Genomic DNA, 25,234 nt, shown 5'->3' on the forward strand with positions numbered 1-25,234 from the left:
ACAGGAGCTCTCATGCAAGCGCAGACCTTTACCGTCGACCATGCCAGCGTATGCGTCGAGTCGTCGGGCATCGCCACGCTGACCATCGAGGACGCCGGCGTGCTCAATATCCTGAGCACGCCTGTGATCGATGGTTTGCGGGTGGCCCTGGCACGCTTGGCCAAGGATGCGTCGGTGCGCGTGTTGGTGCTGCGCGGCGCCAGCGACCGCGCGTTCGTGGCGGGGGCGGACATTGCCGAGATGGCCGGCCTGGACGAACAGAAGGCGCGGCGCTTTATTGCCAATTTGCGCGATCTCTGCGATGCCGTGCGCCATTTCCCGGCGCCGGTCATCGCGCGCATTCCGGGCTGGTGCCTGGGAGGCGGGCTGGAGTTCGCGCTGGCGTGCGACCTGCGGATCTGTGCCGATTCGGCGCAGTTCGGCATGCCGGAGGTCAAGGTCGGCATTCCGTCGGTGATACACGCGGCGTTGATGCCGCGTCTGATCGGCGCCGCCAACAGCGCCTGGCTGCTGCTGACCGGCGAGCTTATCGATGCCGCGCGGGCACGCGAATGGGGCCTGGTGAACCAGGCCGTGCCCATGGACCGCCTGGACGAGACGGTGCGCGGCCTGGCCGAGTCGTTCGCCGCGCTGGGGCCGGCCGTGGTGCGGCAACAGAAGGCTTTGCTGCGGCGCTGGGAGACCGTGCCCGTCGACGAGGCGATCGAGGATAGCGTCAGTGAGTTCGGCGCCGCCTTCAATACGGGCGAGCCCCAGAAGTTCATGAACGAGTTCCTGGAACGCAAGCGCCAGCAGAAAAGCTGAATGCCGCCCGGTGGGCCCGCGGCCCTATGGCGCGCCGCGGGTGGCCGCGACTGCGGGATCGTCGAGCAAGTATCCGGCCACCTGTTCGACGAAGGGCGGCGGCGTGCCGGCCTGCGTGGCCAGCGTCAACTCGCGCCGGGCCCAGGGTTCGCGCAGCGCCACCGCCGCGATGCGCTGCTCTTGCAGCGCCTGCGCTGCGACGCTGCGCGGCACCAGTGCCACGCCGACGCCGGCCTGCACCATGGACAGCACCGCGTCGAATGTGTGCACGTGGATGCGGATCGTCGGCGTCTTGCCAGCCAGCTTCGCCATGTCGCGCAAGAAGATGTAGTTGCTGCTGGCGCGGCTCATGCAGACGAAGTCGAGATCCAGCGCCGCGGGAAAGCGCACCGGCGAACTTTCCACGATGGGGTGGCCCGGCGGGACGGCGATGATCAACTCGTCGACCGCGAAGCGCGTCGCATTGACACCCTCGGATTCGGCATGCCCGGCGAAGATGCCGATGTCGGCTTCATGCCCCGCGATCGCGGCTTCGATGGTATTGCTGGGGCGCTCTTCGAGCAGGATGTTGACGTTCGGCCTGGCCGACAGGAAGCGGCTGAGGCTGGGCACGATGAAGCCGTTGAGCGAACTGCTGTTGGCGAACAGCTTGACGCTGCCCTTCAGGCCGCTGGCGAAGCCGCTGACCTCGCCGTGCATGCGCTCCACGCTGGCCAGCAGGCCGCGCACGTGCTTGAGGACGAACTCGCCCTCGGCGGTCAATTCCATGCCGCGCGCCTCGCGCTTGAATAGCGGCACGCCCATCGCCAGCTCGAGGTTCTTGAGCCGGTAGCTGGCCGACGAGGCGGTCAGGTGCATGGCTTCGGCGCCGCCCGATAAATTGCGGGCTTCGGCGATAGCAAGGAAGAGGCGTAGGTCGGTCAGTTCATAGCGCATGGCGGCCGCCGCGTCGGCGGCAAGAGCAGGCGCGGCATGTCGCTATGTTAGAGCTTCGGGAGGCGGTGTGTCCGGCCGGTCATGGCTGCGCATCCCCCGTCGTGAACGCCAGCACGGCGTCGACGAATTTCTGCCGGTCCGGCGTAGGCTGCAGATGGACATAATGCGAGGCGCCGGGAATCACCACCAGCTCGGCCGAGGCGGCGTTGGCCAGGTGCGCCAACAGGGTCTGCGCATCGGCGGGGCGGGACCAGAAGTCCTCGCCGGAGCGCAGGATCAGCACACGCGAGCGGATGAACGATGCATCGAAGATCTGCCGGCCGTTGACCATTTTCAGCGTGTCGGCGGTCGGACCGGAGGGGAAGCGGAAACTAGCGGGATTACGGGTTGCCGCGCTTTCGTCGCCTTCCATGGACAGGGCGACGTAGCGCGCGAGGAAACGCGCGTCGATGCCTTCGTCGCGCCAGCGCCCGGCCAGGTGGTGGGCCGTGGCCAGGCGATAGGCGCCGTGGCGCGCATAGTCAAGCTCGGCGGGCTGGAGGGGATCGCCGAACTCCTGCTGCAGCGGCCAGCCGCCGGCCGGGCCGCCGTACGCGCCGTTGTAGTACACCAGATGGCTGATGCGGTCCGGGTACAGCGATGCATAGTGCCCCAGCCATTGTGAGCCGGTGGCCCAGCCCATGGCCGCCAGCCGCATGTCGCCGGGATGGCGCCGGCGTATTTCCTCCACCACCGCGGCGATGTCGCGCACGGCCTCGTTGGAGCGCACAGCGACCGGCGCGTCGTGGCGGCCGCCGGCCATTTCCCGGGGGAAGCTGGAGCGGCCGAAGCCGCGCACGTCCATCAGGTATACCTGGTGACCGGCCCGGGCGAAGGCCTCGGCGGTGGACGTGCCGGGGGCGTCGACGTCCCAGCTCGCCAGGACGCCCGAGCGTCCGCCGTTGACCAGCAGCAGCGGGCCATGGTCGGCGTCGGCCGCGGTGTCGCGCAAGGCGCGCACGAACAGGCGCATGCCATCGTCGCTTTCGACGGTGAAGTCGGCCCGCAGCGGCGCGGCCGCCGCGGGCGGGCAGACCACGCCGGCATAGCCGAGCAGGATGGACAATAGGAAGCGAGCCAGGCGCATGTCTTTCTCCGTAGCAAAGTCGTGACGGCGAGAAGGTAGCAGCGCAGCCGCTGCGGAACGATGCGGAAGCTGTGGTTTGTTGATATCGTCGCGATATGGAACTTCGCCATTTGCGTCATTTCCTCGCGGTTGCCGACGAGCTGCATATGGGCCGCGCCGCCGAACGGCTGGGCATGGCCCAGCCGCCGCTCAGCCAGTCCATCGCGCGGCTGGAGAAGGATCTGGGCGTACGCCTGTTCGAGCGCGGCCACCGGCGCCTGGCGCTGACCCGGGCCGGCGCGGCGTTCCTGGACGAGGCGCGCGCGGCGGTGGCGCACGCCGATTCGGCGCGGCAGCTGGCCAGGGCGGCCGACGCCGGCACGGCCGGCGTGCTCCGCATCGGCTTTGTGTCGGCCGCGCTCTACGAAAGATTGCCGCGCCTGATGGCGCAGCTGCGGCGGTCGTATCCGGAAATCCAGCCGCGGCTGGTCGAGTTGTCCACCAACGAACAACTCGACGCTCTGGCGCGCGGAGCCATCGACATCGGCTTCGCCCATCCGCCCCTTGGGGCCGACGGCGCGTTCGCGGTGGCGGAGTTTCCGGCGGAGCCGCTTTTGGCCGCATTGCCGGATGACGGGGGCCAGGGCGTCGTGACGCTGGCCGACATCGCCGCGTTGGGGCTGGTGCTGTTCCCGGCCACACAGGGGCCGGTGCTGCATGCCCGCATCACGGATGCGTTCGCGCGGGCCGGCGTCGAAGTCCGCGTGGTCCAGGAGGCCGCGCGCGCACTGACCATGCTGGCGTTGGTGTCGGCCGGCCTCGGCGCCACGCTGCTGCCGGCTTCGATCCGGCGCGTCGCGTACCGGGGTGTGCGCTATGCGGAGCTGGCCGGCGCGGAGCTGCCGGCGCTGCCGCTGGCCATGGTGGCGCGCCGCAAGGCGCAGCCGGCGGTCGTGCGGCGCGCATGGGAATTGTTCGCCGCCATCCAGTGAAGATGATTCACCCTGTTTCGGCAGAGACGAACTACCATGCCAGCTATGGGCCATCGTCCGAGATCCGGGAGATCACCAGGTCGAGGCAGGAGCCTGTTCCGCGCAATAGCCGCTGACGGAGGCGCGCATGCCGACTCTTTCCTACGCAATTCTCGAAGCCCCGTCTACGCTGGGCCTGGCGACCGACGGCGTGGAGCGCCTGCCCGACCAGCTCTTGAAGCTCGGCCTGGCGGAGCGCATACACGCGCGCCGCGCCGAGCGGCTGGCGGTGCCTCCCAAGGATCCTGTGCCGGATCCCGCGACCGGCGTCCTGAATGCCGCGGCAATTGCGGCGTGGTCGCCCAGGCTTGCCGACGCAGTCGAGGCGGTGCTTGATGCAGGCGAGTTTCCGGTCGTGCTCGGCGGCGATTGCACGATCGTGCTGGGCTCGATGCTGGCGTTTCGGCGGCGCGGCCGCTACGGCCTGCTCTTCATCGACGGCAATGCCGATTTCTTCCAGCCCGAGGCGGAGCCCAATGGCGAAGGCGCCTCCATGGACCTTGCCCTGGTCACCGGCCACGGCCCGGCGCAGCTGACCGACATGGAAGGGCGCGGCCCGTTGGTCCGTCCCGCAGACGCTGTCGCGTTCGCGTATCGCGATCATAAGGACCAGGAGGAGTACGGCAGCCAGCCGTTGCCCCAGGAGCTCAAGGCAATTGATCTGCCCGCCGTGCGGGCGATGGGCATCGAGGCCGCCGCGCGGGCTGCCGTCGACCACCTGGCCCGGGAGGAACTGGACGGCTTCTTCATCCATCTCGACGCCGATTGTCTCGACGATGCCATCATGCCGGCGGTCGATTTCCGCGTGCCGGGCGGCCTGGCATGGGACGAACTGGAGGCCGTGCTGCGGATCGCCCTGGCGAGCGGCAAGGCGGCCGGGATCGAGGTCACCATCTACAACCCGCGCCTCGATCAGGACGGCAGCGCCGGGCGCGGGCTGGCCGGCGTACTCGCCGCGGCGCTGGGCGCCGCGGCTTCCTGAAGGTGGCGCGGGCGGCGGCCGCAAGGGCTGCCGTGCCGCCTTGTTCGAGCAACAGGCCATAGACCCGCCGCCGGCGGCGCTGGCGAATAGACAGGGCGGGCACGCCGCTTGCGTGCCGGCGCGACTGCCAGCGGCAAGCGTCGCCGAATGGCCCGGTTTGCGGGTCCCGGTTGAGAATGGCGGTGCTGCGGCGGCGCAACCAGTCGAGTAGTCGATATGCCATTGCACGAAGCGGAGAATCTGACGTATTTTGAAATACTGAATACCATGCGCCGGCCGGGCGGCCTGTCGGCGCGCCCACGCGATATGTCCATGCAGAGCGTCACGGACCCTTCCTCCGCATCGGGCGCCATGCCATCCGACGGCGCGCAGGTCCCGCCGGTGCCGCAGCCCGGGCGCGTTGCGCTGTTCCTGGACCTGGACGGCACCCTGGCGGAGATCCGGCCCGACCCGGGCCTGGTGGCGATTCCGCACGCCACCCTGGATATCCTGGCGCGGCTGGACCAGGCCCTGGACGGCGCGCTGGCCATCCTGTCCGGCCGTCCCGGCGTCGACCTGGACCGGCTGCTGCAGCCATTGGCGCTGCCTTACGCCGCCGGCCATGGCGCGGAATGGCGGGGCCGCGATGGCCGCGTCACGCAGGCGCCCCCACCGCCGGGCCTGCCGGCCGTGCAGGCGGCGCTGCAGGCGCAGGTAGAGCATTGGCCCGGTGTCTGGATCGAAGCCAAGGGCCACGGCGTGGCGGTGCATTTTCGCGGCGCGCCCGAGTACGGCGGGCGCGTCGAAGCGGCCGTGCGCGAGGTCGCCGGCCGGCATCCGCTCGATTTCGATGTGCAGCCGGGCAAGATGGTGTTCGAGTTGCGGCCGCGCGGCGTCGACAAAGGCCAGGCGTTGCGCCGGTTCATGCAGCGCGCGCCCTATGCGGGACGCACGCCGGTGGCGGTGGGCGATGACCTGACCGACGAAGCGGCCTTCATCGCGGCCCGCCAGGCCGGCGGCTTCGGCATCAAGATCGGCGCCGGACCCAGCGCGGCCCCCTGGCGCCTGGATGATCCGCGCGCGCTCGCGCGCTGGCTCGAACGCCTGGGGACGCCGGCCCCGGAGAGCGGACCCGCGATTTCCAAGGAGCAACCATGGGCCGATTGATCGTAGTGTCGAATCGTGTGGCCTTGCCCAGCGGGACGAAGTCCCCCGGCGGCCTGGCCGTGGGCGTGTACGATGCGCTGCGCGACTCGGGCGGCATCTGGCTGGGCTGGAACGGCGAGACCGCGGCGGACGCCGACGCGGACCAGGCGCTGTCCACCGTCACGCAGGACAACATCACCTACGCCACTTTTCCGCTGGCGGCGCGCGACTACGATCGCTACTACCGGGGTTTCTCCAACGCGGTGCTGTGGCCGGTTTTTCATTACCGGGCCGACCTGAGCCGCTACCGGCGCGCCGACTACGACGGCTATCTGCAGGTCAACCGCGCCTTCGTGCGCCGCCTGGCGCCGCTGCTGCGCCCGGACGATGTCATCTGGGTGCACGATTACCACCTGCTGGCGCTGGGCGGATTCTGCCGCGAGCAGGGCATACGCAACCGCATCGGCTTCTTCCTGCACATTCCCTTCCCGACCGCCGAGGTGTTCAAGGCCATTCCGCCCCATCATGCTTTGGCCCAGGCCATGTGCGCATACGATGTGGTCGGTTTCCAGACCGCGTCCGACGCGCGCGCGTTCAGCGACTACTGCGTCCAGCACCTGGGCGCGGAGCGCGAGGCATCCGGCGTGCACGTCGCGGACCGCCGGGTGCGCATCGGCACTTACCCGATCGGCATCGACGTGGACGGCGTGGCCGCCATGGCCCGCGCGAAACGCTCGCGCCAGGTCGCCGCGCTGAAGTCCGGGCTGGAGCACCGCAAGCTGGTCATCAGCGTGGACCGGCTGGACTACAGCAAGGGGCTGCTGGAGCGCTTCGCCGCCTTCGAGCAGTTGCTGGAAAGCGCGCCCGCCCATCGCGGCCGGGTGTCGTTCGTGCAGCTCGCGCCGCCGTCGCGTTCCGACGTGCAGGGCTACCGCGAGATCCGCCGCGAGCTGGACCGCGCCGCCGGCCGCATCAACGGCAAATGGGGCGAGCTGGGCTGGGCGCCGCTGCGCTACATCAACCGCGCCTACGAGCGCGCCACCCTGATGCCCTTGCTGCGCGCCGCGCAGGTGGGGCTGGTCACGCCCCTGCGCGACGGCATGAACCTGGTGGCGAAGGAATACATCGCGGCGCAGCCGCCCGATGATCCCGGCGTGCTGGTGCTGTCGCAGTTCGCCGGCGCGGCCTGCGAAATGGAAGAAGGCGCGCTGATCGTCAACCCGTACGATACGGAAGGCATGGCGGATTCCCTCGACCGCGCCCTGCACATGCCGCTGGCCGAGCGCATCGCCCGCTACGAGCGCCTGATGCAAGGGCTGCGCCTGCATGACCTGGCCGCCTGGAAAGACCGTTTCCTGGCCGACCTGCGCAGCAGCGCCAAGCCCGGCGTCACCACCAAGCTGCCAACCTTGCCCGCCTAGCCGTTCAGGCCTGCGCGACTTGCGGCAACACGCGCGCCGCGAACGCTTCCAGCGCTTCGCGCTGGTTGACGCCCACGTTGTGGATGAACACGAAGTCGGCGCCCAGCTCGAAATCTTGCGCCAGCCAGGCCGCATGGCGGTCCAGGTCGGCCGAGATGCGCACCGCCTGGTCCAGGTCCTCCGGCCGGACGGCGGCCGCCCGGGCATCGAAGTCGGCTGGCGTGGGCAGATCGGCGGCGGTGGCGCTGTCGAACAGATTGGTGCGCCATTGCTCGAACGCCATGGCGCGCGCGGCCCCGTCGCCCTGGCGCGGGTCCGCATAGGCGACCTTGGCCTGGACATACACCGGCCTGGCGGCGCCGGCCGTTTCGCGGAACGAGTCGATGATGGCGCGCATCCGATCGGGCGGGCCGGACACCATGATCAGCCCGTCGGCCCAGGCGCCGGCCCAGCGCGCCGTTTCCGGCGTGAGGGCGGCCGCGAACACCGGCGGCGGCTGCGGCGGCAGCGTGTACAGGCGCGCGCGGTCGACACATATCGCGCCATCGTGGCTGACCTCTTCGCCGCGCCACAATGCGCGCATCACGGCCACGGATTCATGCAGCATGCGATGACGCGCCGGCTTGGGCGGCCAGGGCCGGCCGGTGATGTGCTCGTTGAGGGCTTCGCCGCTGCCGGCCGCCAGCCAGAAGCGGCCGGGAAACATGGCGGCCAGCGTGGCGCAGGCCTGGGCGATCACGGCCGGATGGTAGCGCCCGAATGGACAGGTCACCACGCCGGCCGGCAGGGCGGTGGCGGCCAGCGCCGCGCCCAGCCAGCACCATGCATGGCCGGCCTGGCCCTGGCGCGCGCTCCATGGGTGGAAGTGGTCCGAGCAGCTCAGCGCGGCGTAGCCGGCCGCCTCCGCCGCGCGCGCGTACTCCAGCAGCGCGGCGGGGGGGAATTGCTCGTGCGAGGCATGGAAGCCGATGCGTCCCATGGCAGTGCTCCTGCGCGCCGCGCGTCAATCGGCCGCATAGGCGGTGGTGGTCATCAAGGCCAGTTCGGCCTGGCGCGAATCAAGCCGCGTGTGCTGCACGACGATCGGCTGGTCGGACTGGATGACGCTGGCGAAGTCCGTGTCCGCGGGCACGGGCTGCGGCGTGTTCAGGTCGTTGAAGCGCAGGTGCAGCGTGCGGCGCGCCGGCACCGTTACGCGGTATGGCCCCACGGGTTCGCGGTCGGCGAAGTAGAGCGTGATCTCGACCTGCGCGTCGCGGTCGCCGGCATTGAGCATGCAGGCCGTCTCGTGGCTGGACAGTTGCCGCGAGCTGCCCGTGCTGGTGGGCGGGATGTAGCCTTCCGCGATGACCCACAGGCGCTTTCCGATGTCTTTCATGATGGTTCCTCGCTTCGATCAGCCGCCGTCGCGCTGCCGCCGCCGCAGCCAGCGGTAGCCGTGGCCGTGCAGGGACAGGCGATGGGGGCGCGGGTCCTGGCGCTCGTACCGGCCGTCGCACAGGATGTCGACCATGCATTCGATCGGCACGTCCGGCAAGGTAATGTGGACCGCCTCGGGCGCCAGGTTGGCCAGGGTGACGATCGTCTCGTCGCGCGCCGGGCCCAGGTGCTCGATCGCCAGCACCGAAGGGCAACCGGTATCCAGCACGCGGAAGCGCCCGCTGCCCATGGCGCGCAGGCCCAGGCGAGCCCTCGTCATCTTGCCGATGCGCGCCAGCAGCGACGATTCGTCGAGGGACTGCCGGTACACGTTGATCTCCTGGTAGCGGTAGGGGCCGTCGCGTATCAGCGGCACTTGCAGGGCCGCGGGATCGGCGCTGGAGAACCCCGCGTTGGTCTCGTCCGACCACTGCATCACCGTGCGCACCGCGTGCCGTTCCGACAGCGACAGGTCGTCGCCCATGCCGATCTCGTCGCCGTAGCGCACGATCGGCACTCCCGGCAGGGACATGACGAGGGCATGCGTCAATGCGATCCAGCTCGTATCGCCGTCCAGCATGGGCGGCAGGCGGCGCCGGATGCCGCGGTTGTAGATGCGCATGTTTTCGTCGGGCGCGAAGCGCCGCAGCACTTCGGCGCGCTCCTGGTCCGTCAGGCGCTCCAGGTCCAGTTCGTCATGGTTGCGCACCCATACGGCGTACTGCGCGTTGGCCGGCGCGCGCGGCTGCATGCGCAGGGCGCGCTGCAGCGGCTCCGTCGCGCCGCGCGCCAGGGCCAGGTAAAGATAATTGTTGAGCCAGAAGCTGGACACCAGGGTCAGGCGATGGCCCTGGCCGAAGTACGGCGGGTACTGGTCCGGCGGCACGTCCACCTCGCCGAACAGCACGGCATCGGGGCGGCGCGCCTGCACATACGCGCGCATGTCGTTCAACAGCCAGTAGCCGTCGTCGCGCGGGTCGGCCGCTTTGGCGCGCTCGATCATGTGCGCGGCCGCGTCCACCCGGAAGCCGGCCACGCCCAGCCGCAGCCAGAACGACATGATGCGGTAGATTTCCTCGCGCACCTCCGGGTTGGCCAGGTTCAGGTCGGGCTCGTGCCGATAGAACACGTGCCGGTAGTATTGGCCGGCGGTCTCGTCCCAGGTCCAGACGCTATCCTCCACGGCGGGGAAGATCGGCTTGACTTCGGTGGGCTCGGGCTCGTCCGCCCACACATAGTAGTCGCGGTAGCGCGAGTTCCGGTCGCGCCGCGCCGCCTGGAACCAGGGGTGCTGGTCCGAGGTGTGCTGCGCGACCAGGTCCACCATGATGCGGATGCCAAGGTCGTCGGCGGCTTCCAGCAGGGCGACCATGTCGGCCAGCGTCCCCAGGCGCGGATCGACCGTCATGTGGTCGGCGACATCGTAGCCGCCGTCGCGAAACGGCGAGGCATAGAACGGCGTCAGCCACAGGCAGGTGAAACCCATGCCGCGCAGGTACGGCAGGCGCTGGGTGACGCCGGCCAGGTCGCCCATGCCGTCGCCGTCGCTGTCCTGGAAGTGCGTGGCGTCGGCCTGGTAGATGATCGCGTTGCGGAACCAGTCTTGCATGGTCAGCTCCCTGCCGGGGCGAGCAGCAGCCCCTGTTCTTCGTGGATCACGCCGTCGAAATCCTGCCCCAGGCGGCCCGGCTGGGTGGCCAGTTCGATGCGCCAGGCGCCAGGCAGCTCGATCGTCAGCGGCCGGTCGGCGAAGTTGATGCAGACGACCCGTTCGTCCCGGCCTTCGCGCCGCCGGTAGGCCAGCACCTCGGCGGGCGAGGGCAGTTCTTCCCAGCTTCCCAGCCGCAACGCCTCGCTGGCCCGCCGGGCTCGCAGCAACTGGCGGTACCACTGCAGCATCGACTCGGGGTCGGCTTGCTGGGCCTGCACCGACAGCGCCGCCGGATCGGGCGCAAACGGCAGCCACGGCGGCGCGCCGTTCCAGCCGTGCGGCGCGTCGCGCAGCCAGGGCAGCGGCGCGCGGCAGCCGTCCCGTCCGCCCGGATCGACCTGGCGGTCGGGCGCGATGGGCGCGTCTTCCAGGCCCAGTTCCTCGCCCTGGAAAATGAACGGCGTGCCGCGCAGCGTCAGCAGCAGCATGGCGGCGGCGCGCGCGCGCCGCATCGAGCCGCCGTAGCGGGTGCGATGGCGCGCGTTGTCGTGGTTGGACAGCACCCAGGTGGGCCAGGCATTGGCCGGCTGCATCAGGCTGTCGACTTCGCGGATGCAGGTGCGGAACACGACCGGGTCCCAGGGCGCGTCCAGCGGCGGGAAATTGAACGACATGTGCAGTTCGTCGCCGGCGCCGTAGTACTGCACCACGCTGGCGGTCGAACGGATGTTTACCTCCCCGACCAGCACGCGTTCGCCCGGATAGCTGTCCACCACGCGGCGGATGCCGCGCAGCACTTCATGGCTGTAGGGGTCGTCGTTGAAGCTCGCCAGGGGTTCGCCGGCCAGACAGCGCGGGTGGTCGGCGAAGTTGGGATCCTTGCCGGTGCAGTGGGCGACGTCGATGCGGAAACCGTCGACGCCGCGTTCCAGCCAGAAGCGCAGCACGCCGTGCATGGCTTGCACGACCTCGGGGTTGCGCCAGTTCAGGTCGGGCTGCTGGGGCAGGAACAGGTGCAGATAGTATTGGCGGGTGGCCTCGTCCCAGGTCCAGGCGCTGCCCGCGCCCAGCGCCGCGCGCCAGTCGTTCGGTTCATCGCGCCAGATATACCAGTCGCGCCGCGGATTGTCGCGCGAGGCGCGCGACTCGACGAACCATGGATGCTGGTCGGACGTGTGATTCGGCACGAAATCGAACAGAATGCGCAGGTCCCGCTCGTGCGCTTCGCGAATCAGCCGGTCGGCATCGTCCAGCGTGCCGAACAAGGGGGCGATGTCGCAGTAGTCGCTGATGTCGTAACCGGCATCGGCCATGGGCGAGCTGAAAACGGGCGAGACCCAGATGGCGTCGGCGCCGAGGTCGCGGATGTAGTCCAGATGGTTGCAGATGCCGCGCAGGTCGCCCACGCCATCTCCGTTGGTGTCGGCGAACGAGCGAGGGTAGACCTGGTACACCGCGGCGTTCTTCCACCAGGCGGCGGACGGGGACGTGACGGGGGACGCGAGGACGGTCATGTGGCAACAGGCACGGCGGCCGGCAGGGAAATGCCTCGCTACTGCAAGCGGCATGCCCGCGCCGGCCGGCGGCGCCGCGCCGCCCTATGGCGCAAGTTCTACCTGGCGGCGTATTTTTTGCCTCGCGGGGGCCCGGCCGGCATGGCTTGTGTGCCTGGGGTGGGTGCCTTTTCCGGGTACGGCGGTTGCGGGCGCGACCTGTCCCATGGGCACGAACTCGGGAGCACCGCAATGGCTATGCGATACCTGGCACCGCTGGGCTGGAACCGGCCCGGCAATCCGTTGATGGAACTGCACTACGAAATGGACCGCCTGTTCGACAACGTGTTCGGCGCGGGCGAGCTGCCGGCCGGGGCCGGCATGGGCGCCATGCCACGGCTGGAAATGTGCGAAGAAGGCGACGAGCTGTGCGTGTCGGTCGAGCTGCCTGGCGTCCAGGCCGCCGACGTGGAGGTGCGCCTGGCGGGCGACACGCTCACGATCAGCGGCGAGAAGCGCACCGGCGGCGGCCAGCGCAAGGACGGCGACGTGCACGTATCGGAGCGTGCCTACGGCCGATTCCAGCGGCGCATTACCTTGCCTTTTGCGCCCGATCCGCAACAGACGAGGGCGAACCTGCAAGACGGCGTGCTGACGGTGCGGCTGGCCCGCCAGACCGGTGCGCCGGCCAGCAACCGGATACCGGTCAGCGCGGGCGGCGCGCAGGCCGGGGCCTCGATCGGCCAGGGCGTCGCGCCTGCCCCGCTGGAGGAGCCGGCGGCGCAGGGCCGGGTGCCCGGCCCGTAGCGCCGTCCCGCCCGGACCCATTGCGTCGTCCGGCGAATCTGGCTACCGTTGACGGCGCCGGGTAGCGGGGCCCCGCCGTCGCGCCGCGGCGGGGAGACAAATCATGAATAGAAGAACAGCAGGCCGCCGCGCGGCGGCCTGGCTGGCGTGCCTGGCGCTTGCCGCGAGCGCGGCCGGCCATGCCAACGACGCCGAAGGCGTGAAAATCGGCGTGCTCACCGATATGGCCGGCGTCACCTCCGACGCCACCGGCAAAGGCTCGATCGAGGCCGCGCGCATGGCCATCGAAGAAATGGGCGGCCAGGTGCTGGGCAAGCCCGTGACCCTGGTGACCGGCGACCACCAGCACAAGCCCGATATCGGCGCCAGCATGGCGCGCCAGTGGTATGACGCCGACGGCGTCGACGTGATCGTCGACGTGCCCAATTCCTCGGTGGCGTTGGCCGTGCAGGCCATCGCGCGCGAGAAGAAGAAGCTGGTCATATTCTCGAGCCCCGGCACCACGGCGCTGACCCAGGCGCAGTGTTCGCCCTACGGCGTGCAATGGACCTACACCACCTATGCGCTGTCGCGCGGCACGGCCGACGCGGTGGTGCGCGAAGGCAACCGGCGCTGGTTCATCCTGGCGTCCGACTATGCGTTCGGCAAGCAACTGGCCGCCGACACGGCGGCCGTCGTCAAGGCTAACGGCGGCGAGGTCGCGGGCACGGTGTTCCATCCGCTCAATGCCTCGGATTTCGCCTCATTCCTCTTGCAGGCGCAGGCATCGCGGGCGCAGATCGTGGCGGTGGCCAATGCCGGCGGCGACACGATCATGGCGATCAAGCAGGCGGCCGAATTCGGCCTGGGGCAGGGCGGGCAGAAGCTGGCCGCCATGCTGCTGCTCTTGACCGACGTCCACAGCCTGGGCCTGGCCGCCGCGCAATCCACCTACCTGACCGTGCCGTCCTACTGGGACATGAACGACGGCACGCGCGCGTTCAGCAAGACTTTCGCCGAGCGCGTCGGGCATCCGCCCACCTTCCTGCAGGCCGGCGTCTACGGGTCGGTGCGGCATTATCTGAAGGCGGTGCAGGCGGCCGGCACGACCGACAGCAAGGCGGTCATGGACAAGATGAAGGAACTGCCCATCGACGACGCCTTCAGCCTCAATGCCCGCATTCGCGCCGACGGCCTGGTGGTGCGCGATATGCTGCTGGCGCAGGTCAAGGCGCCGGACCAGTCGCGGCAACCTTGGGACTACTACACCGTGGTGCGCACCATACCCGGCCAGGCCCTGGCCTGGCCGCTGTCGGAAAGCCAATGCGCGCAGGCCCGGCCATGACGCCGTCCGTGGAGCTGGCCGACTTCGGCAGTTTCTTCGCCGGCGGCCGGCCGGTGCGCATCGCCGGCGAGCCGACCCGCACGGTGGCGTTCACCCGCACGGCATCGCTGCCTTACGACCCCAACGGCCACTACCATTTCGAGCAGGCGTATGTGCAGTATTTCATCCCGACACGGCGCCGCCAGCCCCTGCCGCTGGTGTTGCTGCATGGCGGCGGCATGAGCGGGGCGATGTGGGAAACCACGCCGGATGGGCGGCCGGGCTGGCTGCAGCATTTCCTGGCGCTCGGCCACGCCGTATACGTGGTGGACAACGTCGAGCGCGGGCGCGCCGGCTGGGCGCCGTTCGACAGCGTCTGGCCCGAACGGCCCATCATCCGCAGCGCCGAAGAAAGCTGGACCCTGTTCCGCTTCGGCGCGGCGGACGGCTTCGCCGAGCGGCGCGGTTTCGATGGCCAGCGCTTCCCGATCCCGGCCTTCGACGCCTTCATCCAGCACGCCGTGCCCCGCTGGCTGGGCAACAACGACGCCGCCCTGCGCGGCTTGTGCGCGGTGCTGGACCGGGTCGGGCCATGCCTGCTGGTGGCGCACAGCCATGGCGGCGAGGTGGCGTTTCGCGCCCTGCAGCAGCGGCCCGCCCTGGTGCGCGGCCTGATCGCCATCGAGCCGTCCGGCTTCACCGAATCGGTCGAGACGCCTGCCGTGGCCGGCAAGCCGTTCCTGTTCGTCTATGGCGATTATCTGGACGCCACGCCGCTGTGGACGCGCCTGGCGGCGGCCGGCCGCGACTACGCCGGCCTCCTGGCGCGCCACGGCGCCGCGGTAGAGTCGTGGCGGCTGGCCGAAATGGGCGTGGCGGGCAATTCCCACATGCTGATGATGGACGACAACAGCGACGCCATCGCCCGCCGGATTTCCGATTGGGTACTGGAACAGAGGGCCGTCGGCTAGCGGCGCGCGCCCTGTTCAGTCGAGCGGCACCAGGAACGAGCCGTCGAGTTCGTCCAGCCGCGTGATTCCCAGCATGCCCATGTTGCGCGCGATCTCGTCGCGCATCAACTGCAGGGCATGGCGCACGCCGGCCTCGCCGGCCACCGAGGCGGCATAGTTGAACGGCCGCCCGACGAAGACGGCGCGCGCGCCCAGCGCCATGGCCTTCATGGCGTCGGTGCCGCGCCGCACGCCGCTGTCCAGCATCACCGTCATGCCGCCGGCCTGCTCCATGATCTCGGGCAGCACGCGCAGCGGAGCGACGGCGCCGTCGAGCTGGCGGCCGCCGTGGTTGGACACGATGATGCCGTCCATGCCCAGCTCGCGCGCGCGCCGCGCGTCGCCCGCGCCGAGGATGCCCTTGACCACCATCGGCCCTTGCCAGCGGCGGCGGATCTGCGCGACGTGGGTCCAGTTCAGGTGCCCGCGGTCGGAGAAGTCGCGCAGCACGCGCTTGGACAGGATGGGCGCCCCGCGCGTGGCGTAATTGTTCTCGAAGTGCGGCATGCCGTGGCGCGCCAGCGTGCGCATGAAAGTGCCGAGCAGCCAGCGCGGATGCGTGATGCCCTGGTAGGCCAGCGCCAGGCTGGGCTTGAGCGGGGTACTGAAGCCGGTGCGCACATTGTTCTCGCGGTTGGCCTGCACCGGGGTGTCCACGGTCAGCACCAGCGTCTCCACGCCGGCCGCCGCGACCCGGTCGATCAGCGCGCCGATCTGCGAGTCGTTGCCCGGCAGGTAGGCCTGGAACCAGGTGCCGGGCGCGGCGTCCATGACTTCTTCGAGCCGGATCAGCGACGAGCCGCTCATGATGCAGGGCACGTTGGCGGCCCGCGCGGCGCGCGCCAGCACGATATCGCCGCGATAGGCGGTCAGCGCGGCGATGCCCATGGGCGCGATGCCCACCGGCGAGGCGTAGCGCCGGCCGAACAATTCGATGTCCTGCCGGCGCGCCGACACGTCCACCAGCACGCGGGTGCGGAACCCATAGCGGCCGAAGGCGTCGCGGTTGTCCTGCTCGGAGTGGCGGTCCTCCACCGAGCCGGCCACATAGCCGTAGATCGGACGCGGCAGGCGGCGGCGCGCCGCGGTCTCGAAATCGTGCAGCGACAGGAAGCGCCGCAGGTGCCGCGGCGGCACATAGGCCGAGGCGGGCGGCGCGTCCAGCGGGTTGAGCGTGGCAGGCGTGGACATGGAGGTTCCCGTATGGCAAGCAGGCCCGGACGACGGGCGGATGGCGGGACTATATCGGCCGGCACGATTAGAATAAAGCGACTTTATTTGGCGAAATTAGTTCGCTTTTTTTCAACTATGACGCTCAAGCAGCTCGAAGCCTTCTATTGGGCGGCCACCTGCAAGAACTTCGCCGTGGCGGCCAGCCGGCTCAATATCTCGGTATCTTCGCTGTCCAAGCGCATCGGCGAACTGGAGGCGGCGATCGGCGCCGCGCTGTTCAACCGCGACAGCCGCAGCGCCGTCCTGACCCCGCTGGGCGATCGCCTGCTGACCCACGCGCGCGACGTCCTGCACAGCGCCGAGCAGTTCATGCGCCGCGCCAACGATGCGCGCGCCCTGTCGGGGCGCTGCCGCTTCGGCGTGGGCGAGCTCACCTCGCTGACCTGGATGCCGCGCTTGATCGCGTTGATCCAGGGCGCGCATCCCAACCTGGTGGTCGAACCCCATGCCAGCATGGGGCAGGTCCTGGAGACCCGGCTGGAAAACGGCGAACTGGATTTCGCCATCATCGCCGGACCCTCGACGCGCACCGCGATCGCCTCGCACGGCCTGGGGCAGGTGCAGTTCGTCTGGGTGGCAGCGCCGACGCTGTACGGTGACACCCCGCCGCGCCACGCCCAGCAAGTGGCGGAACGCACGCTCATTACCTTGCCCAACAGCGCCGGCACGGTGCGCATACTGGACGAATGGCTGACCGAGCACCAGGTGTCGGTGGGGCGGCGCATGACCTGCGAGAACCTGGGCGCGGTGGCCGGCATGCTGAAGGAAGGGCTGGGCGTGGGTTTCCTGCCGCGGGCCTGGGCCGCCGCGCTGATCCAGCGGGGCCACCTGGCGGCGCTGCCGGAGCTGCCGCCGTTGCGGCCGCTCGCATACACCTTTCAATGGCGCCGCGACGATACGCGTCCCATGGTGCGCCAACTGCGCGCGCTGGCCGCGCAGGCGGCCGATTTCGACAGCCCGCCCTGCCTGCTGTAGCGCGGCTCACCACAAGGGGTGGGGGGCGGCGAAGTCCACTTCCGCCATGACGCGCTCGCGCATTGCGGCCACCAGCGGACGGATGTCGTCGCGGCGGCACTGGAACGAGTAATGCAGCCGCCGTAGCGGCGGGTCGCTCTCGATGGCGCGGATTGCATGTTTGTCGTACAGCGTGCGCAGCCACCCTTCGGGAAAGAAGCCCACGCCCACGCCGGCCGCCACCATGCCGGCGATGGCGCCCATGTTGTTGCAGGTCAGCTGGCGCGACACGCTGAGATTGTTTTCCTGCAGCCAGGCTTCGAAGATGCGGGTCGAGCCCGCGCCAGGCGGCATGGTGATGACCGTCATGTCCTGCAGGCTGGCGGGCGTGAGCACCCGCAGCCCGTCGAGTTGCGCCGAGGCGCCGGCCCAGGTGTAGCGGACTTCGGCGATGGTGTGCGAGGCGATGGAGGGGCGCGACGACCATCCCGCCACGACCGCGAAATCGAGCTCGCCGGCCTCGACCCGGCGTTCGAGGTTCTGGCCGACATCGACGTGCGGCTCCAGCCGCAGGTGCGGGTAGTCGCTGCGGCAGCGCGCCACGAATTTGGGCAGCCAGCTCATCGCCGCGAGCTCGCCCATGCCGAAGCGGCACACGCCCTGCAGGCCGTCATCGGTGCCCACCGCGGCGCGCGCCCGGTGGGCGGCGCTGAGGATCTCGCGCGCCAGCGGCAGCAGCGCTTCGCCCTCGCGGGTCAGCACCGACCGGTGGCCGCTGCGGTCGAACAGCGTCTTGCCCAGGTCGGCCTCGAGTTCGGTGATGCGCTTGGACAGCGACGACTGCGACAGGTGGATATGCGCGGCCGCGGCCGCGAAGCTCGACGACAGGGCCGCCGCGTAGAACGCTTCGAGTTGCTTGAAAGTCATGTCCCCCGCCCTACGGGATCTGCCGTCCCGTGTGGATGTTCTATGCAGAAAAGCGATGAAAGTCGAGGGAAATTTATCACTTTCTTCTCATGTTCGTTGTTGCTAGAGTGCCTGGATCGATAACGACAAGAGCGCTTCCCCGGAAGCGGAGGAGACCCCATGAGCACAGCCCGCAAATGGCTGGCCGGCGCCCTGCTGGCCGCCGCGTCGGCCGGCCCCGCGGTCGCGCAGGATTGGACGCCCACCCGGCCCATCGAGATCCTGGTCGGCTTCGCGCCGGGCGGCTCGGCCGACCAGATCGCGCGCCAGCTGTCGGAAGCGGTCAAGGACACCGTGCCGGTGCCGGTGGTGGTGATCAACAAGCCGGGCGCGGCCGGCGCGCTGGCCGCACAGGAGATCGCCGAGGCCGAGCCCGACGGCTACAAGCTGTTCGTGGGCGGCGGCAGCGAAACGACCTCGGTCGGCAATCACCAGAAAATTCCGTACGATCCGCGCCGCGATTTCACGCCGGTGCTGAAGGCCGCCCGCCTGCCGTCCGTGCTGGCCGTGAACGTCAAGTCGCCTTACCCCGACATGAAGGCCTTGATCGCCGCCGCGCAGGGCAAGCCGGAGGCGCTGAGCTATGGCTCGACCGGCAACGGCAGCCTGTTCCATTCGACCATGCTGGCGTTCGAGGCCAATAGCGGCCTGCGCTTCCTGCATGTACCCTACAAGGGGGCCGCCGCGTCGTTGACGGCCCTGGCGGCGGGCGAGGTCGACATGGCGTTCGGGGCGCCGGAAGAAGTGCGGGGGCTGATCGATGCCGGCAAGATCCGGCCGATCGCCGTCTTCTCGCGGTCGCGCGTGGCGTCGCTGCCGGACACGCCCACCATGACCGAGCTGGGCTATCCCATCGCGTTGGACAACATGAAGGGGCTGCTGGCGCCGGCCGGGCTGCCCGAGCCGGTGTACCGCTACCTGAACCGCGTATTCCACGACGCGCTGCAAAGCCCGTCATGGAAGGCGTACACCGCGCGCAGCGGACTCACTACCGATTACGCCGACGGCCCCGCTTTCCAGAAGGAAATCGACGAGAGCTATGCGCTGATCGGCGATTCGCTGGCCGCCACCCGCACCGCGCACAAGTAGGCAGGCCCGCGCGGAGCGGGGCCCGCCCCGCGCGCGGCCGCATTCACGACGTATTCAGAGGAACTCGGCATGACATCGAGCGCGACGCGCGACACCATCGGATTCATCGGACTGGGCGTGATGGGACGGGGCATGGCCGCCTCGCTGCTGCGCGCCGGGCATGACGTGGTCGTGCACAACCGCAGCCGCGCAGCCGAAACGCCGTTGGCGGCGGCGGGCGCGCGCCGGGCGGTCACGCCGGCCGAGCTGGGCGGCATGGCGCGCGTGGTGATGCTGTGCCTGTCGGATACGGCGGCCGTCGAGTCCGTGCTGTTCGGCCCGCAGGGCCTGGCCGCCAGCCTGCCGGCCGGCGCGTTCGTGATCGACACCAGCACCATCTCGGCATCCGCCACACGCGAGCACGCCCGGCGCCTGGCCGAACGCCAGGTGGCGCTGCTGGATGCGCCCGTCAGCGGCGGCCAGCAGGCGGCCGAGCAGGGCACGCTGAGCTGCATGGTGGGCGCTTCGGAAGCCGCGTTCGCGGCGTGCCTGCCCTATCTGCAAGCGATTGCGTCGCGCGTGCTGCGCGTCGGCGACAACGGCGCGGGACAAGTCGCCAAGGCCTGCAACCAGGTCGCCGTCAGCGCCGTCATGCTGGGCGTGGCGGAAGCGTTCGCGCTGGCGCGCAGCAGCGGCGTCGACCCGGCGGTCGTGCGCGAGGCGCTGCTGGGCGGCGCCGCGCGCAGCGCCGTGCTGGAGAAGAACGCCGTGCGCATCCTGCAGCGCGACTTCAAGCCGGGTTTTCGCGCCGGCCTGATGCGCAAAGACCTGCGCCTGGCCCTGGATGCCGCGCGCGACGCCGGCGCCTGCCTGCCGGTCGCATCGACCACGCTGCAGTGGCTGGAAGCCTTGTGCAATACCGGCCACGCCGAAGATGACTGGAGCGCGGTGGGACAGCTGATCGCGGAGATGGCCGCGCCGCCCCGGTAGACGATGAACCCGGCGAGGGGGGGCAGACACACCATGCCGCAAGGTGTCTGACACCCCATGAGATGGCCTTTCCATGCAGCGGGCATTGCGTGGGGTGTCAGACACCTGACGCAGGGAGATACGTGACGCCGATAGGCCGCCAGGGCGGTGGCTCTGTTTCACTGATAGACGCACGGCGCCCGTGCAGGGTGTCTGACACCCCATGAGACGGCCTTCCCATGCAGCGGGCATTGCATGGGGTGTCAGACACCTGACGCAGGGAGATACGTGACGCGGATAGGCCGCCAGGGCGGTGGCTCCGTTTCACCGATAGACGCGCGGCGCCCGTGCAAGGTGTCTGACACCCCATGAGATGGCCTTTCCATGCAGCGGGCATTGCGTGGGGTGTCAGACACCTGACGCAGGGGGATACGTGACGCGGATAGGCCGCCAGGGCGGTGGCTCTGTTTCACCGATAGACGCACGGCGCCCGTGCAAGGTGTCCGACACCCCATGAGATGGCCTTCCCATGCAGCGGGCATTGCGTGGGGTGTCGGACACCTGACGCAGGGAGACAGCTGAGGCGGGAGCCTCTGGGCCGGCACTCGCACGGGATACCGGGCGCCCGCGCGCACTGCGCGGCGTTTCAGATCAGGTCCGCGACCTGGCTGGCGTAGACCGCCAGGGCGGTGACGCCGTTCCACCAATAGACGCGCGCCACCTGGACGCGCCGCGCGATTTCCAGGGCCTGGCCCATGTCGCTTTCGATGAAGTGCGTGTGCCGCCCGGCGACGATGGCCAGCGCCTTGTGCTCGGCCGTCTGCGCCGCGCTGTGGCGACCGGCGTCGCGCATTACCAGCGGGCCGAGGAAGCCGTGGCGATGCAGCCAGTCCTGCGTGCGGGCGCGGTCTTGCTCCGGCCGCCCGGTGATGATGGTCAGCCGGCTCAGGTCGCGGCCCGGCAGGATCGCGCTGGGCGTCAACCGGTCGCGCCGCGCCAGCGTGTCGGCCAGGTCGACCGCATAGGCATCGGCGGGCAGGTCGGGCAGCAGGATGCCGTCCAGGTCGATCGCCCATGAGGCATAGGCGTGCGCCGGCAGGTCGGGCAGATTGCCGGTGGCGTCGTAGGCGGTGGTGATGGACTCGCGCTCCCAGGGAAACCAGGCGCGGAAGCCGGGCGGGATCTCGACCCCGAAATCCGGCCGCACGCGCGACTCGGCATCGTAGGCCAGGGTGAAGACGCTGAAGGCGTGGCCGCGCGCGGCCAGGAACTCGAGGCTGTCCGACAGCGTGGTGCCGCGCCCGGCGATGTCCTCGACCACCAGCACGCGCGCGCCGTGTGGCGGCGTCTGGGCGGTGAACCAGGAGACGCGCCGCGCCCGCCGGTCGTACGAGAGCGCATACAGGGGCAGGTCGAGCGCCGCGCTGGCGATCAGGGCCGGCGCCAGGCCGCCCCGCGCAATGGCGACCACGCCGGCGAAACCCATCGAGCGCCAGGTGGGCACGTGCCCGGCGACGACCTGCTCGACCCGGGCATAGTCATAGGGGAAAGCGCTGGGCGATGTAGCCATGGAGCACCTGGCGGGTGGCGGATAGCGCAGGAATTCTGCCACACAGGCGCACACGGGAAGCCGTATACCCCTGGCGCGCGCGCAGGCATCCGGCCCGCGAGCCGGGATGCCCGCCGGGCGCGCACCCGCTAGGCCCGCACCTCCTGCCGCTGGAACACCACGTACGTCAGCGCGAACAGCAGGATCACGCCGGCAACCAGGCCGACCGCCTGCGCCCAGACGATCTGCAGGCTCTGCGCCAGCGCCAGCGGCATGCCCATGACCGCGCCCTCGAGCTGGTCCAGGAAGACCGGGCCGATGGCCCGGGTCATGGGGCTGAGGACGGCGATGATGGACTCGTTGAACAGCTGCGCGGGCGACAGCCGTTGCAGCGCCTGCTGCCATTCCAGCGTGGCCAGGCTGGGCTGGCCCAGCAGTTGCGACGCCAGGTCCGGCGGCGCGATGGCATTGGCCAGCGCCGAGGCCAGCAACGGCCACAGCAGCGCCAGGAACAGCCACAGGCCCAGCGACACCAGCGCCGAGGTGGCGGCCGAGCGGAACAGCACTGAGAACAGCATCGACAGCGCCAGCCAGACCCCCGCGTATGCCAGGGCCATCGCCAGGAACAGCAGCGAGCGCGCCACTTCCTGGCCGCTGGGAGGCACTCCCAGGGCCAGCAGCCCGACGCTGATGACGATCAGCCACAGGCACAGCAGGCTGATCGCCAGTGTCGCCATGCCGGCCAGGAACTTGCCCAGCAGCAGGGCGTCGCGGTAGATCGGCTGGGACAGCAGCCGGCTCATGGTGCGGCGCGAGTACTCGCCGTTGATGGCATCGAAGCCCAGGCCGATGGCGATCAGCGGGATCAGGAAGCCCAGCAGCGAGGCGAACGACGGCATCGGCGCCTGCGCCGTGGTGAAGACCCGCAAGAACACGAACGGGTCTTCCGCCGTGGTGTCGCGGATCTGCTGCAGGGCGCCGTACAGCGCCGCCGCGGCGGTCAGCACGATCAGCCATTCCAGCACCCGCATGCGTGCGCTGGACAGGTGATCGGCGAACTCCTTGAGCGTGACCGCGCCCAGGCCCTGCCAGGGCGAACCTTCACGTTTGCGCATGATCGGCCTCCTTGGTGTCGGCATCCTGGAAGAAGCGGTTGTAGATGGCGTCCAGGCTGGGCAAGTCCACCGACAGGCGGTGCAGGTCGCCGCCGGCCTGCACCACGGCGCGCGCCGCCTCGGCCCGCACGTCGTCCTCGGCCAGCAGGCGGTAGTGGCCGGGCCCGAGCGTTCGCACCGAGTGCACGCCCCGGACCTGTCCGAGCTGCGCGGACAAGTCGGGGCCCTGCGCCTGCACGTCCACCGCGAAGCCCGTGCCCAGCACCTGGCGGGCCAGTTCCGGCACGCTGCCCATCAGCGCGATGCGGCCGCGCCGGAACAGCGCCACGCGGTCGCAGATCCGCTGCATGTGGTCCAGCAGATGAGAGGAAAGCAGCACCGTGACGCCGTCCTCTTTCAGGCTGCGGATCAGGTCGAGGAATTCCTCGGTGGATTGCGGGTCCAGGCCCGATGTCGGCTCGTCCAGGATGGCCACCCGCGCGTCTTTCATGACGATCTCGGCCAGGCCGAGCCGTTGCCGCATGCCGCGCGAATACGTCGCCACGCGCCGCTCGCTCACCTCCGACAGGCGCATGCGCGCCAGCGCGCGGTCGATCCGGCTGGCCCGCTCGCCGGCGTCCAGCCCCAGCAGGCGCGCCGTGTAGGCCAGGTTGTCGCGCGCCGACAGGTAGTCGTAGAAGCCGACGGCGTCCGGCAGGTAGCCGAGCTGGCGCTTGACGCCGAGGGGATCGCGCTGCGGGTCGCGGCCCATGACGCGCACGGTGCCCGCGCTGGTGTCGGTAAGCCCGAGCAGCATCAGGATGGTGGTCGTCTTGCCTGCGCCGTTCGGGCCCAGCAGCCCGAAGATCTCGCCGCGCCCGACCTGGAACGAGATGTCGTCGACGGCCAGCGTGCCGCCATAGCGCTTGGTCAGGCCTTGCGCTTCTATGAGAGTGTCGTTCATCGGCGTCCGAACCTCGCGACGGCGCCCACCAGGATCAGCACCGCGATCGCCAGGATGATGGCGCCCGCGATACCCCACAGGCTGGACGTGGAAACAGTGATGCGGAAGTCGCCGCTGGCCGACTGGCCGGCGGCCGTGGCGGTGAGGTGCGTCATGTAGTCGCCCGCCAGCGAGCGTTCGGAAGGCGTGATGCGGGCCTGCACTTCGGCCTGCTGGCCCGGCGCCAGGTGCTCGATGCGCTTGGGCTCGAATTCGACTGTCCAGCCCGATGGGCCGCTGCCCGACAGCGCGACGTTGTCGGCGGCGGCGCCGCCGTCGTTGCGCACTACCACCGGGATCGACGACAGCTTGCCGGCCTCGGCCTTGCCACTCATCAGGCCGTCCCGGCCGGCCAGGCGCAGGCGCGGCTGGCCGATGATTTCCAGCTGCAGCTGGCTGGCGGCCTCGATGCCGTCCGCGCTGGCGACGACCTGCACCGGATAGCTGCCGGGCTCGGTGTTGCCGGGCGGGCGGACGGTCAGCTTGATGTCCTTGGATTCGCCGGCCTTGATCGGCAGCGAGCTGATCTGCTGGCTGCCATAGCCTTCGGTGAAGCTGGTGTCGAAGTACTGCGGGGCCTTGGCGGCGAAGCTGACGGTCAGGTCCTTGCCGCTGTCGTTCTTGACCGTCAGCGAGTAGTCGAAGGAAGACTGCGCGCCGCCGCGGATGGCCGGCAGTTTCGTATCCAGGCTGAGCTTGGTGGGCAGTTGCTTGGCCAGCATGATGTGCACCGGCAGGATGATGCGCTGGCCGCCGCCTTCGGCCACCACGTTCAGCGTGCGCGGCTGTGTGCCCGCGTCGGCCGGCACTTTCAGCTGCAGTTGCAGCGAGGTGCTGTCGTCGGTGGCGGGCATGGCCGCCGCCACCGGCTGCCCGCCGCCCAGCAGCGTGGCGCTCCAGCCCTCGGGCACGCCCTCGACTTTCAGGTCCAGCCGTTCGGGCGGCAGGCCGTAGTTGCGCAACTGTAATCGCAAGGTGGAGGTGGTGCCCGGCTGCGCGGTGACTGCCGGATAATCGGTCAGCAGGTACAAGCCCTTGATGTTGCTGCCGTCCTGCGCGAGCAGGGGCGTCGAAAGAAGCATGGCCGCTGCGAAGGCCAGGAAAGAGAGCGCTTTTCGCATGGTGTTGTCGGTCTCCTCGAAATGCCGGGCGCATGCGGCCGCACGCCGTACGGTGCGGCGCATGCGGGCGGCGACAGAACAGGTGGCAAGGCGGCTGCGCTGGCGCAAGGCCACGCGCATGCCAGCGCCCTGCTGCGAGATATGAACAAGGCGCGCCGATTTTGTTCCCGCGAGTGAGGGTTTTCCGGTA

The 25,234-nt window shown here is 69.8% G+C and carries 23 protein-coding genes; 11 read left to right on the forward strand and 12 right to left on the reverse strand.

The window, feature by feature from the left end:
• Positions 1 to 12: 12 nt before the first annotated feature.
• Positions 13 to 804: an enoyl-CoA hydratase gene (locus tag CAL24_RS01110; RefSeq protein WP_028353655.1), complete on the forward strand. Its 792-nt coding sequence runs from the start codon at positions 13 to 15 to the stop codon at positions 802 to 804.
• A gap of 24 nt (positions 805 to 828) precedes the next feature.
• On the opposite strand, the gene CAL24_RS01115 is transcribed toward CAL24_RS01110, so the two are convergent.
• Both CAL24_RS01115 and CAL24_RS01120 read right to left on the reverse strand, forming a co-directional pair.
• Positions 829 to 1,740 (reverse strand): LysR family transcriptional regulator, encoded by a 912-nt coding sequence (locus tag CAL24_RS01115; RefSeq protein ID WP_094805501.1) that lies wholly within the window; start codon positions 1,738 to 1,740, stop codon positions 829 to 831.
• A 79-nt stretch (positions 1,741 to 1,819) separates the two neighbouring features.
• Entirely contained in the window at positions 1,820 to 2,866 is a 1,047-nt protein-coding gene (locus tag CAL24_RS01120; RefSeq protein ID WP_028353653.1) for an alpha/beta hydrolase, read from the reverse strand.
• 110 nt (positions 2,867 to 2,976) lie between these two features.
• Between CAL24_RS01120 and CAL24_RS01125 the strand changes: the two genes are divergently transcribed.
• From CAL24_RS01125 to otsA, 4 genes are all read left to right on the forward strand, one after another.
• Positions 2,977 to 3,837, forward strand: coding sequence for a LysR substrate-binding domain-containing protein (locus tag CAL24_RS01125; protein WP_197031658.1), 861 nt, complete (start codon positions 2,977 to 2,979; stop codon positions 3,835 to 3,837).
• 127 nt (positions 3,838 to 3,964) lie between these two features.
• A complete protein-coding gene (locus tag CAL24_RS01130; RefSeq protein ID WP_094805502.1) occupies positions 3,965 to 4,858 on the forward strand; it encodes an arginase family protein in 894 nt (297 codons plus the stop codon).
• Between the two features lie 312 nt (positions 4,859 to 5,170).
• Positions 5,171 to 6,004, forward strand: a complete 834-nt coding sequence (gene otsB / locus CAL24_RS01135) for a trehalose-phosphatase (RefSeq protein ID WP_170947010.1) — start codon at positions 5,171 to 5,173, stop codon at positions 6,002 to 6,004.
• Entirely contained in the window at positions 5,992 to 7,404 is a 1,413-nt protein-coding gene (gene otsA / locus CAL24_RS01140) for an alpha,alpha-trehalose-phosphate synthase (UDP-forming) (RefSeq protein ID WP_028353650.1), read from the forward strand. The genes otsB and otsA overlap by 13 nt, the downstream gene beginning before the upstream one ends.
• A gap of 4 nt (positions 7,405 to 7,408) precedes the next feature.
• On the opposite strand, the gene CAL24_RS01145 is transcribed toward otsA, so the two are convergent.
• From CAL24_RS01145 to CAL24_RS01160, 4 genes are read right to left on the reverse strand one after another with little or no spacing between them, the layout of a single operon-like run.
• The gene (locus CAL24_RS01145; protein ID WP_028353649.1) at positions 7,409 to 8,383 is read right to left on the reverse strand and encodes a TIGR03885 family FMN-dependent LLM class oxidoreductase; all 975 of its coding nucleotides are present in this window, start codon (positions 8,381 to 8,383) and stop codon (positions 7,409 to 7,411) included.
• Between the two features lie 24 nt (positions 8,384 to 8,407).
• Positions 8,408 to 8,782 (reverse strand): sensory rhodopsin transducer, encoded by a 375-nt coding sequence (locus tag CAL24_RS01150; protein ID WP_028353648.1) that lies wholly within the window; start codon positions 8,780 to 8,782, stop codon positions 8,408 to 8,410.
• A gap of 18 nt (positions 8,783 to 8,800) precedes the next feature.
• Positions 8,801 to 10,432 carry an alpha-amylase family protein gene (locus tag CAL24_RS01155; RefSeq protein ID WP_094805505.1) on the reverse strand — a complete coding sequence of 544 codons (1,632 nt, stop codon included), beginning with the start codon at positions 10,430 to 10,432 and terminating at the stop codon, positions 8,801 to 8,803.
• Between the two features lie 2 nt (positions 10,433 to 10,434).
• Complete coding sequence (locus CAL24_RS01160; protein WP_094805506.1) at positions 10,435 to 11,988, reverse strand: alpha-amylase family glycosyl hydrolase; 1,554 nt, start codon at positions 11,986 to 11,988, stop codon at positions 10,435 to 10,437.
• A 231-nt stretch (positions 11,989 to 12,219) separates the two neighbouring features.
• On the opposite strand from CAL24_RS01160, the gene CAL24_RS24115 reads away from it, so the two are divergent.
• The 3 genes from CAL24_RS24115 (at position 12,220) to CAL24_RS01175 (ending at position 15,048) form a co-directional block, all read left to right on the forward strand.
• A complete protein-coding gene (locus CAL24_RS24115) occupies positions 12,220 to 12,774 on the forward strand; it encodes an Hsp20/alpha crystallin family protein (protein WP_170947011.1) in 555 nt (184 codons plus the stop codon).
• A gap of 103 nt (positions 12,775 to 12,877) precedes the next feature.
• Entirely contained in the window at positions 12,878 to 14,098 is a 1,221-nt protein-coding gene (locus CAL24_RS01170) for an ABC transporter substrate-binding protein (RefSeq protein ID WP_028353644.1), read from the forward strand.
• Complete coding sequence (locus CAL24_RS01175; protein ID WP_419670603.1) at positions 14,095 to 15,048, forward strand: hypothetical protein; 954 nt, start codon at positions 14,095 to 14,097, stop codon at positions 15,046 to 15,048. Before CAL24_RS01170 ends, CAL24_RS01175 begins: the two co-directional genes overlap by 4 nt.
• Before the next feature lie 15 nt (positions 15,049 to 15,063).
• On the opposite strand, the gene CAL24_RS01180 is transcribed toward CAL24_RS01175, so the two are convergent.
• Positions 15,064 to 16,278, reverse strand: a complete 1,215-nt coding sequence (locus CAL24_RS01180; RefSeq protein ID WP_028353642.1) for an alpha-hydroxy acid oxidase — start codon at positions 16,276 to 16,278, stop codon at positions 15,064 to 15,066.
• A gap of 117 nt (positions 16,279 to 16,395) precedes the next feature.
• Between CAL24_RS01180 and CAL24_RS01185 the strand changes: the two genes are divergently transcribed.
• The gene (locus CAL24_RS01185) at positions 16,396 to 17,295 is read left to right on the forward strand and encodes a LysR family transcriptional regulator (RefSeq protein ID WP_094805507.1); all 900 of its coding nucleotides are present in this window, start codon (positions 16,396 to 16,398) and stop codon (positions 17,293 to 17,295) included.
• Between the two features lie 6 nt (positions 17,296 to 17,301).
• On the opposite strand, the gene CAL24_RS01190 is transcribed toward CAL24_RS01185, so the two are convergent.
• A complete protein-coding gene (locus CAL24_RS01190; protein ID WP_094805508.1) occupies positions 17,302 to 18,201 on the reverse strand; it encodes a LysR family transcriptional regulator in 900 nt (299 codons plus the stop codon).
• A gap of 159 nt (positions 18,202 to 18,360) precedes the next feature.
• Between CAL24_RS01190 and CAL24_RS01195 the strand changes: the two genes are divergently transcribed.
• Together CAL24_RS01195 and CAL24_RS01200 are read left to right on the forward strand one after the other, a co-directional pair.
• A complete protein-coding gene (locus CAL24_RS01195; protein ID WP_038853271.1) occupies positions 18,361 to 19,329 on the forward strand; it encodes a Bug family tripartite tricarboxylate transporter substrate binding protein in 969 nt (322 codons plus the stop codon).
• A 69-nt stretch (positions 19,330 to 19,398) separates the two neighbouring features.
• Entirely contained in the window at positions 19,399 to 20,298 is a 900-nt protein-coding gene (locus CAL24_RS01200) for an NAD(P)-dependent oxidoreductase (RefSeq protein ID WP_094805509.1), read from the forward strand.
• 625 nt (positions 20,299 to 20,923) lie between these two features.
• Here CAL24_RS01200 and CAL24_RS01205 read toward each other — a convergent pair.
• The 4 genes from CAL24_RS01205 to CAL24_RS01220 form a co-directional block, all read right to left on the reverse strand.
• Positions 20,924 to 21,847 (reverse strand): phosphoribosyltransferase, encoded by a 924-nt coding sequence (locus CAL24_RS01205; RefSeq protein ID WP_094805510.1) that lies wholly within the window; start codon positions 21,845 to 21,847, stop codon positions 20,924 to 20,926.
• 128 nt (positions 21,848 to 21,975) lie between these two features.
• Positions 21,976 to 22,941 carry an ABC transporter permease gene (locus CAL24_RS01210; RefSeq protein ID WP_094805511.1) on the reverse strand — a complete coding sequence of 322 codons (966 nt, stop codon included), beginning with the start codon at positions 22,939 to 22,941 and terminating at the stop codon, positions 21,976 to 21,978.
• Complete coding sequence (locus CAL24_RS01215) at positions 22,928 to 23,884, reverse strand: ABC transporter ATP-binding protein (RefSeq protein WP_094805512.1); 957 nt, start codon at positions 23,882 to 23,884, stop codon at positions 22,928 to 22,930. The genes CAL24_RS01210 and CAL24_RS01215 overlap by 14 nt, the downstream gene beginning before the upstream one ends.
• Positions 23,881 to 25,044: a COG1470 family protein gene (locus CAL24_RS01220; RefSeq protein WP_094805598.1), complete on the reverse strand. Its 1,164-nt coding sequence runs from the start codon at positions 25,042 to 25,044 to the stop codon at positions 23,881 to 23,883. The genes CAL24_RS01215 and CAL24_RS01220 overlap by 4 nt, the downstream gene beginning before the upstream one ends.
• Positions 25,045 to 25,234: the final 190 nt, after the last annotated feature.

Source organism: Bordetella genomosp. 2 (genome assembly GCF_002261345.1).
Lineage (GTDB): Bacteria > Pseudomonadota > Gammaproteobacteria > Burkholderiales > Burkholderiaceae_B > Bordetella_A.

What these genes read in the sequence shown, in the direction of transcription:
- CAL24_RS01195 (WP_038853271.1), top strand. Translation starts at nt 18,361, where the DNA reads ATGAGCACAGCCCGCAAATGGCTGGCCGGCGCCCTGCTGGCCGCCGCG.
- CAL24_RS01115 (WP_094805501.1), bottom strand. Translation starts at nt 1,740, where the DNA reads ATGCGCTATGAACTGACCGACCTACGCCTCTTCCTTGCTATCGCCGAA.
- CAL24_RS01215 (WP_094805512.1), bottom strand. Translation starts at nt 23,884, where the DNA reads ATGAACGACACTCTCATAGAAGCGCAAGGCCTGACCAAGCGCTATGGC.
- CAL24_RS01120 (WP_028353653.1), bottom strand. Translation starts at nt 2,866, where the DNA reads ATGCGCCTGGCTCGCTTCCTATTGTCCATCCTGCTCGGCTATGCCGGC.
- CAL24_RS01145 (WP_028353649.1), bottom strand. Translation starts at nt 8,383, where the DNA reads ATGGGACGCATCGGCTTCCATGCCTCGCACGAGCAATTCCCCCCCGCC.
- CAL24_RS01170 (WP_028353644.1), top strand. Translation starts at nt 12,878, where the DNA reads ATGAATAGAAGAACAGCAGGCCGCCGCGCGGCGGCCTGGCTGGCGTGC.
- CAL24_RS01220 (WP_094805598.1), bottom strand. Translation starts at nt 25,044, where the DNA reads ATGCGAAAAGCGCTCTCTTTCCTGGCCTTCGCAGCGGCCATGCTTCTT.
- CAL24_RS24115 (WP_170947011.1), top strand. Translation starts at nt 12,220, where the DNA reads ATGGCTATGCGATACCTGGCACCGCTGGGCTGGAACCGGCCCGGCAAT.
- CAL24_RS01185 (WP_094805507.1), top strand. Translation starts at nt 16,396, where the DNA reads ATGACGCTCAAGCAGCTCGAAGCCTTCTATTGGGCGGCCACCTGCAAG.
- CAL24_RS01210 (WP_094805511.1), bottom strand. Translation starts at nt 22,941, where the DNA reads ATGCGCAAACGTGAAGGTTCGCCCTGGCAGGGCCTGGGCGCGGTCACG.
- CAL24_RS01180 (WP_028353642.1), bottom strand. Translation starts at nt 16,278, where the DNA reads ATGTCCACGCCTGCCACGCTCAACCCGCTGGACGCGCCGCCCGCCTCG.
- CAL24_RS01155 (WP_094805505.1), bottom strand. Translation starts at nt 10,432, where the DNA reads ATGCAAGACTGGTTCCGCAACGCGATCATCTACCAGGCCGACGCCACG.
- otsA (WP_028353650.1), top strand. Translation starts at nt 5,992, where the DNA reads ATGGGCCGATTGATCGTAGTGTCGAATCGTGTGGCCTTGCCCAGCGGG.
- otsB (WP_170947010.1), top strand. Translation starts at nt 5,171, where the DNA reads ATGCAGAGCGTCACGGACCCTTCCTCCGCATCGGGCGCCATGCCATCC.
- CAL24_RS01110 (WP_028353655.1), top strand. Translation starts at nt 13, where the DNA reads ATGCAAGCGCAGACCTTTACCGTCGACCATGCCAGCGTATGCGTCGAG.
- CAL24_RS01175 (WP_419670603.1), top strand. Translation starts at nt 14,095, where the DNA reads ATGACGCCGTCCGTGGAGCTGGCCGACTTCGGCAGTTTCTTCGCCGGC.
- CAL24_RS01190 (WP_094805508.1), bottom strand. Translation starts at nt 18,201, where the DNA reads ATGACTTTCAAGCAACTCGAAGCGTTCTACGCGGCGGCCCTGTCGTCG.
- CAL24_RS01160 (WP_094805506.1), bottom strand. Translation starts at nt 11,988, where the DNA reads ATGACCGTCCTCGCGTCCCCCGTCACGTCCCCGTCCGCCGCCTGGTGG.
- CAL24_RS01150 (WP_028353648.1), bottom strand. Translation starts at nt 8,782, where the DNA reads ATGAAAGACATCGGAAAGCGCCTGTGGGTCATCGCGGAAGGCTACATC.
- CAL24_RS01130 (WP_094805502.1), top strand. Translation starts at nt 3,965, where the DNA reads ATGCCGACTCTTTCCTACGCAATTCTCGAAGCCCCGTCTACGCTGGGC.
- CAL24_RS01200 (WP_094805509.1), top strand. Translation starts at nt 19,399, where the DNA reads ATGACATCGAGCGCGACGCGCGACACCATCGGATTCATCGGACTGGGC.
- CAL24_RS01205 (WP_094805510.1), bottom strand. Translation starts at nt 21,847, where the DNA reads ATGGCTACATCGCCCAGCGCTTTCCCCTATGACTATGCCCGGGTCGAG.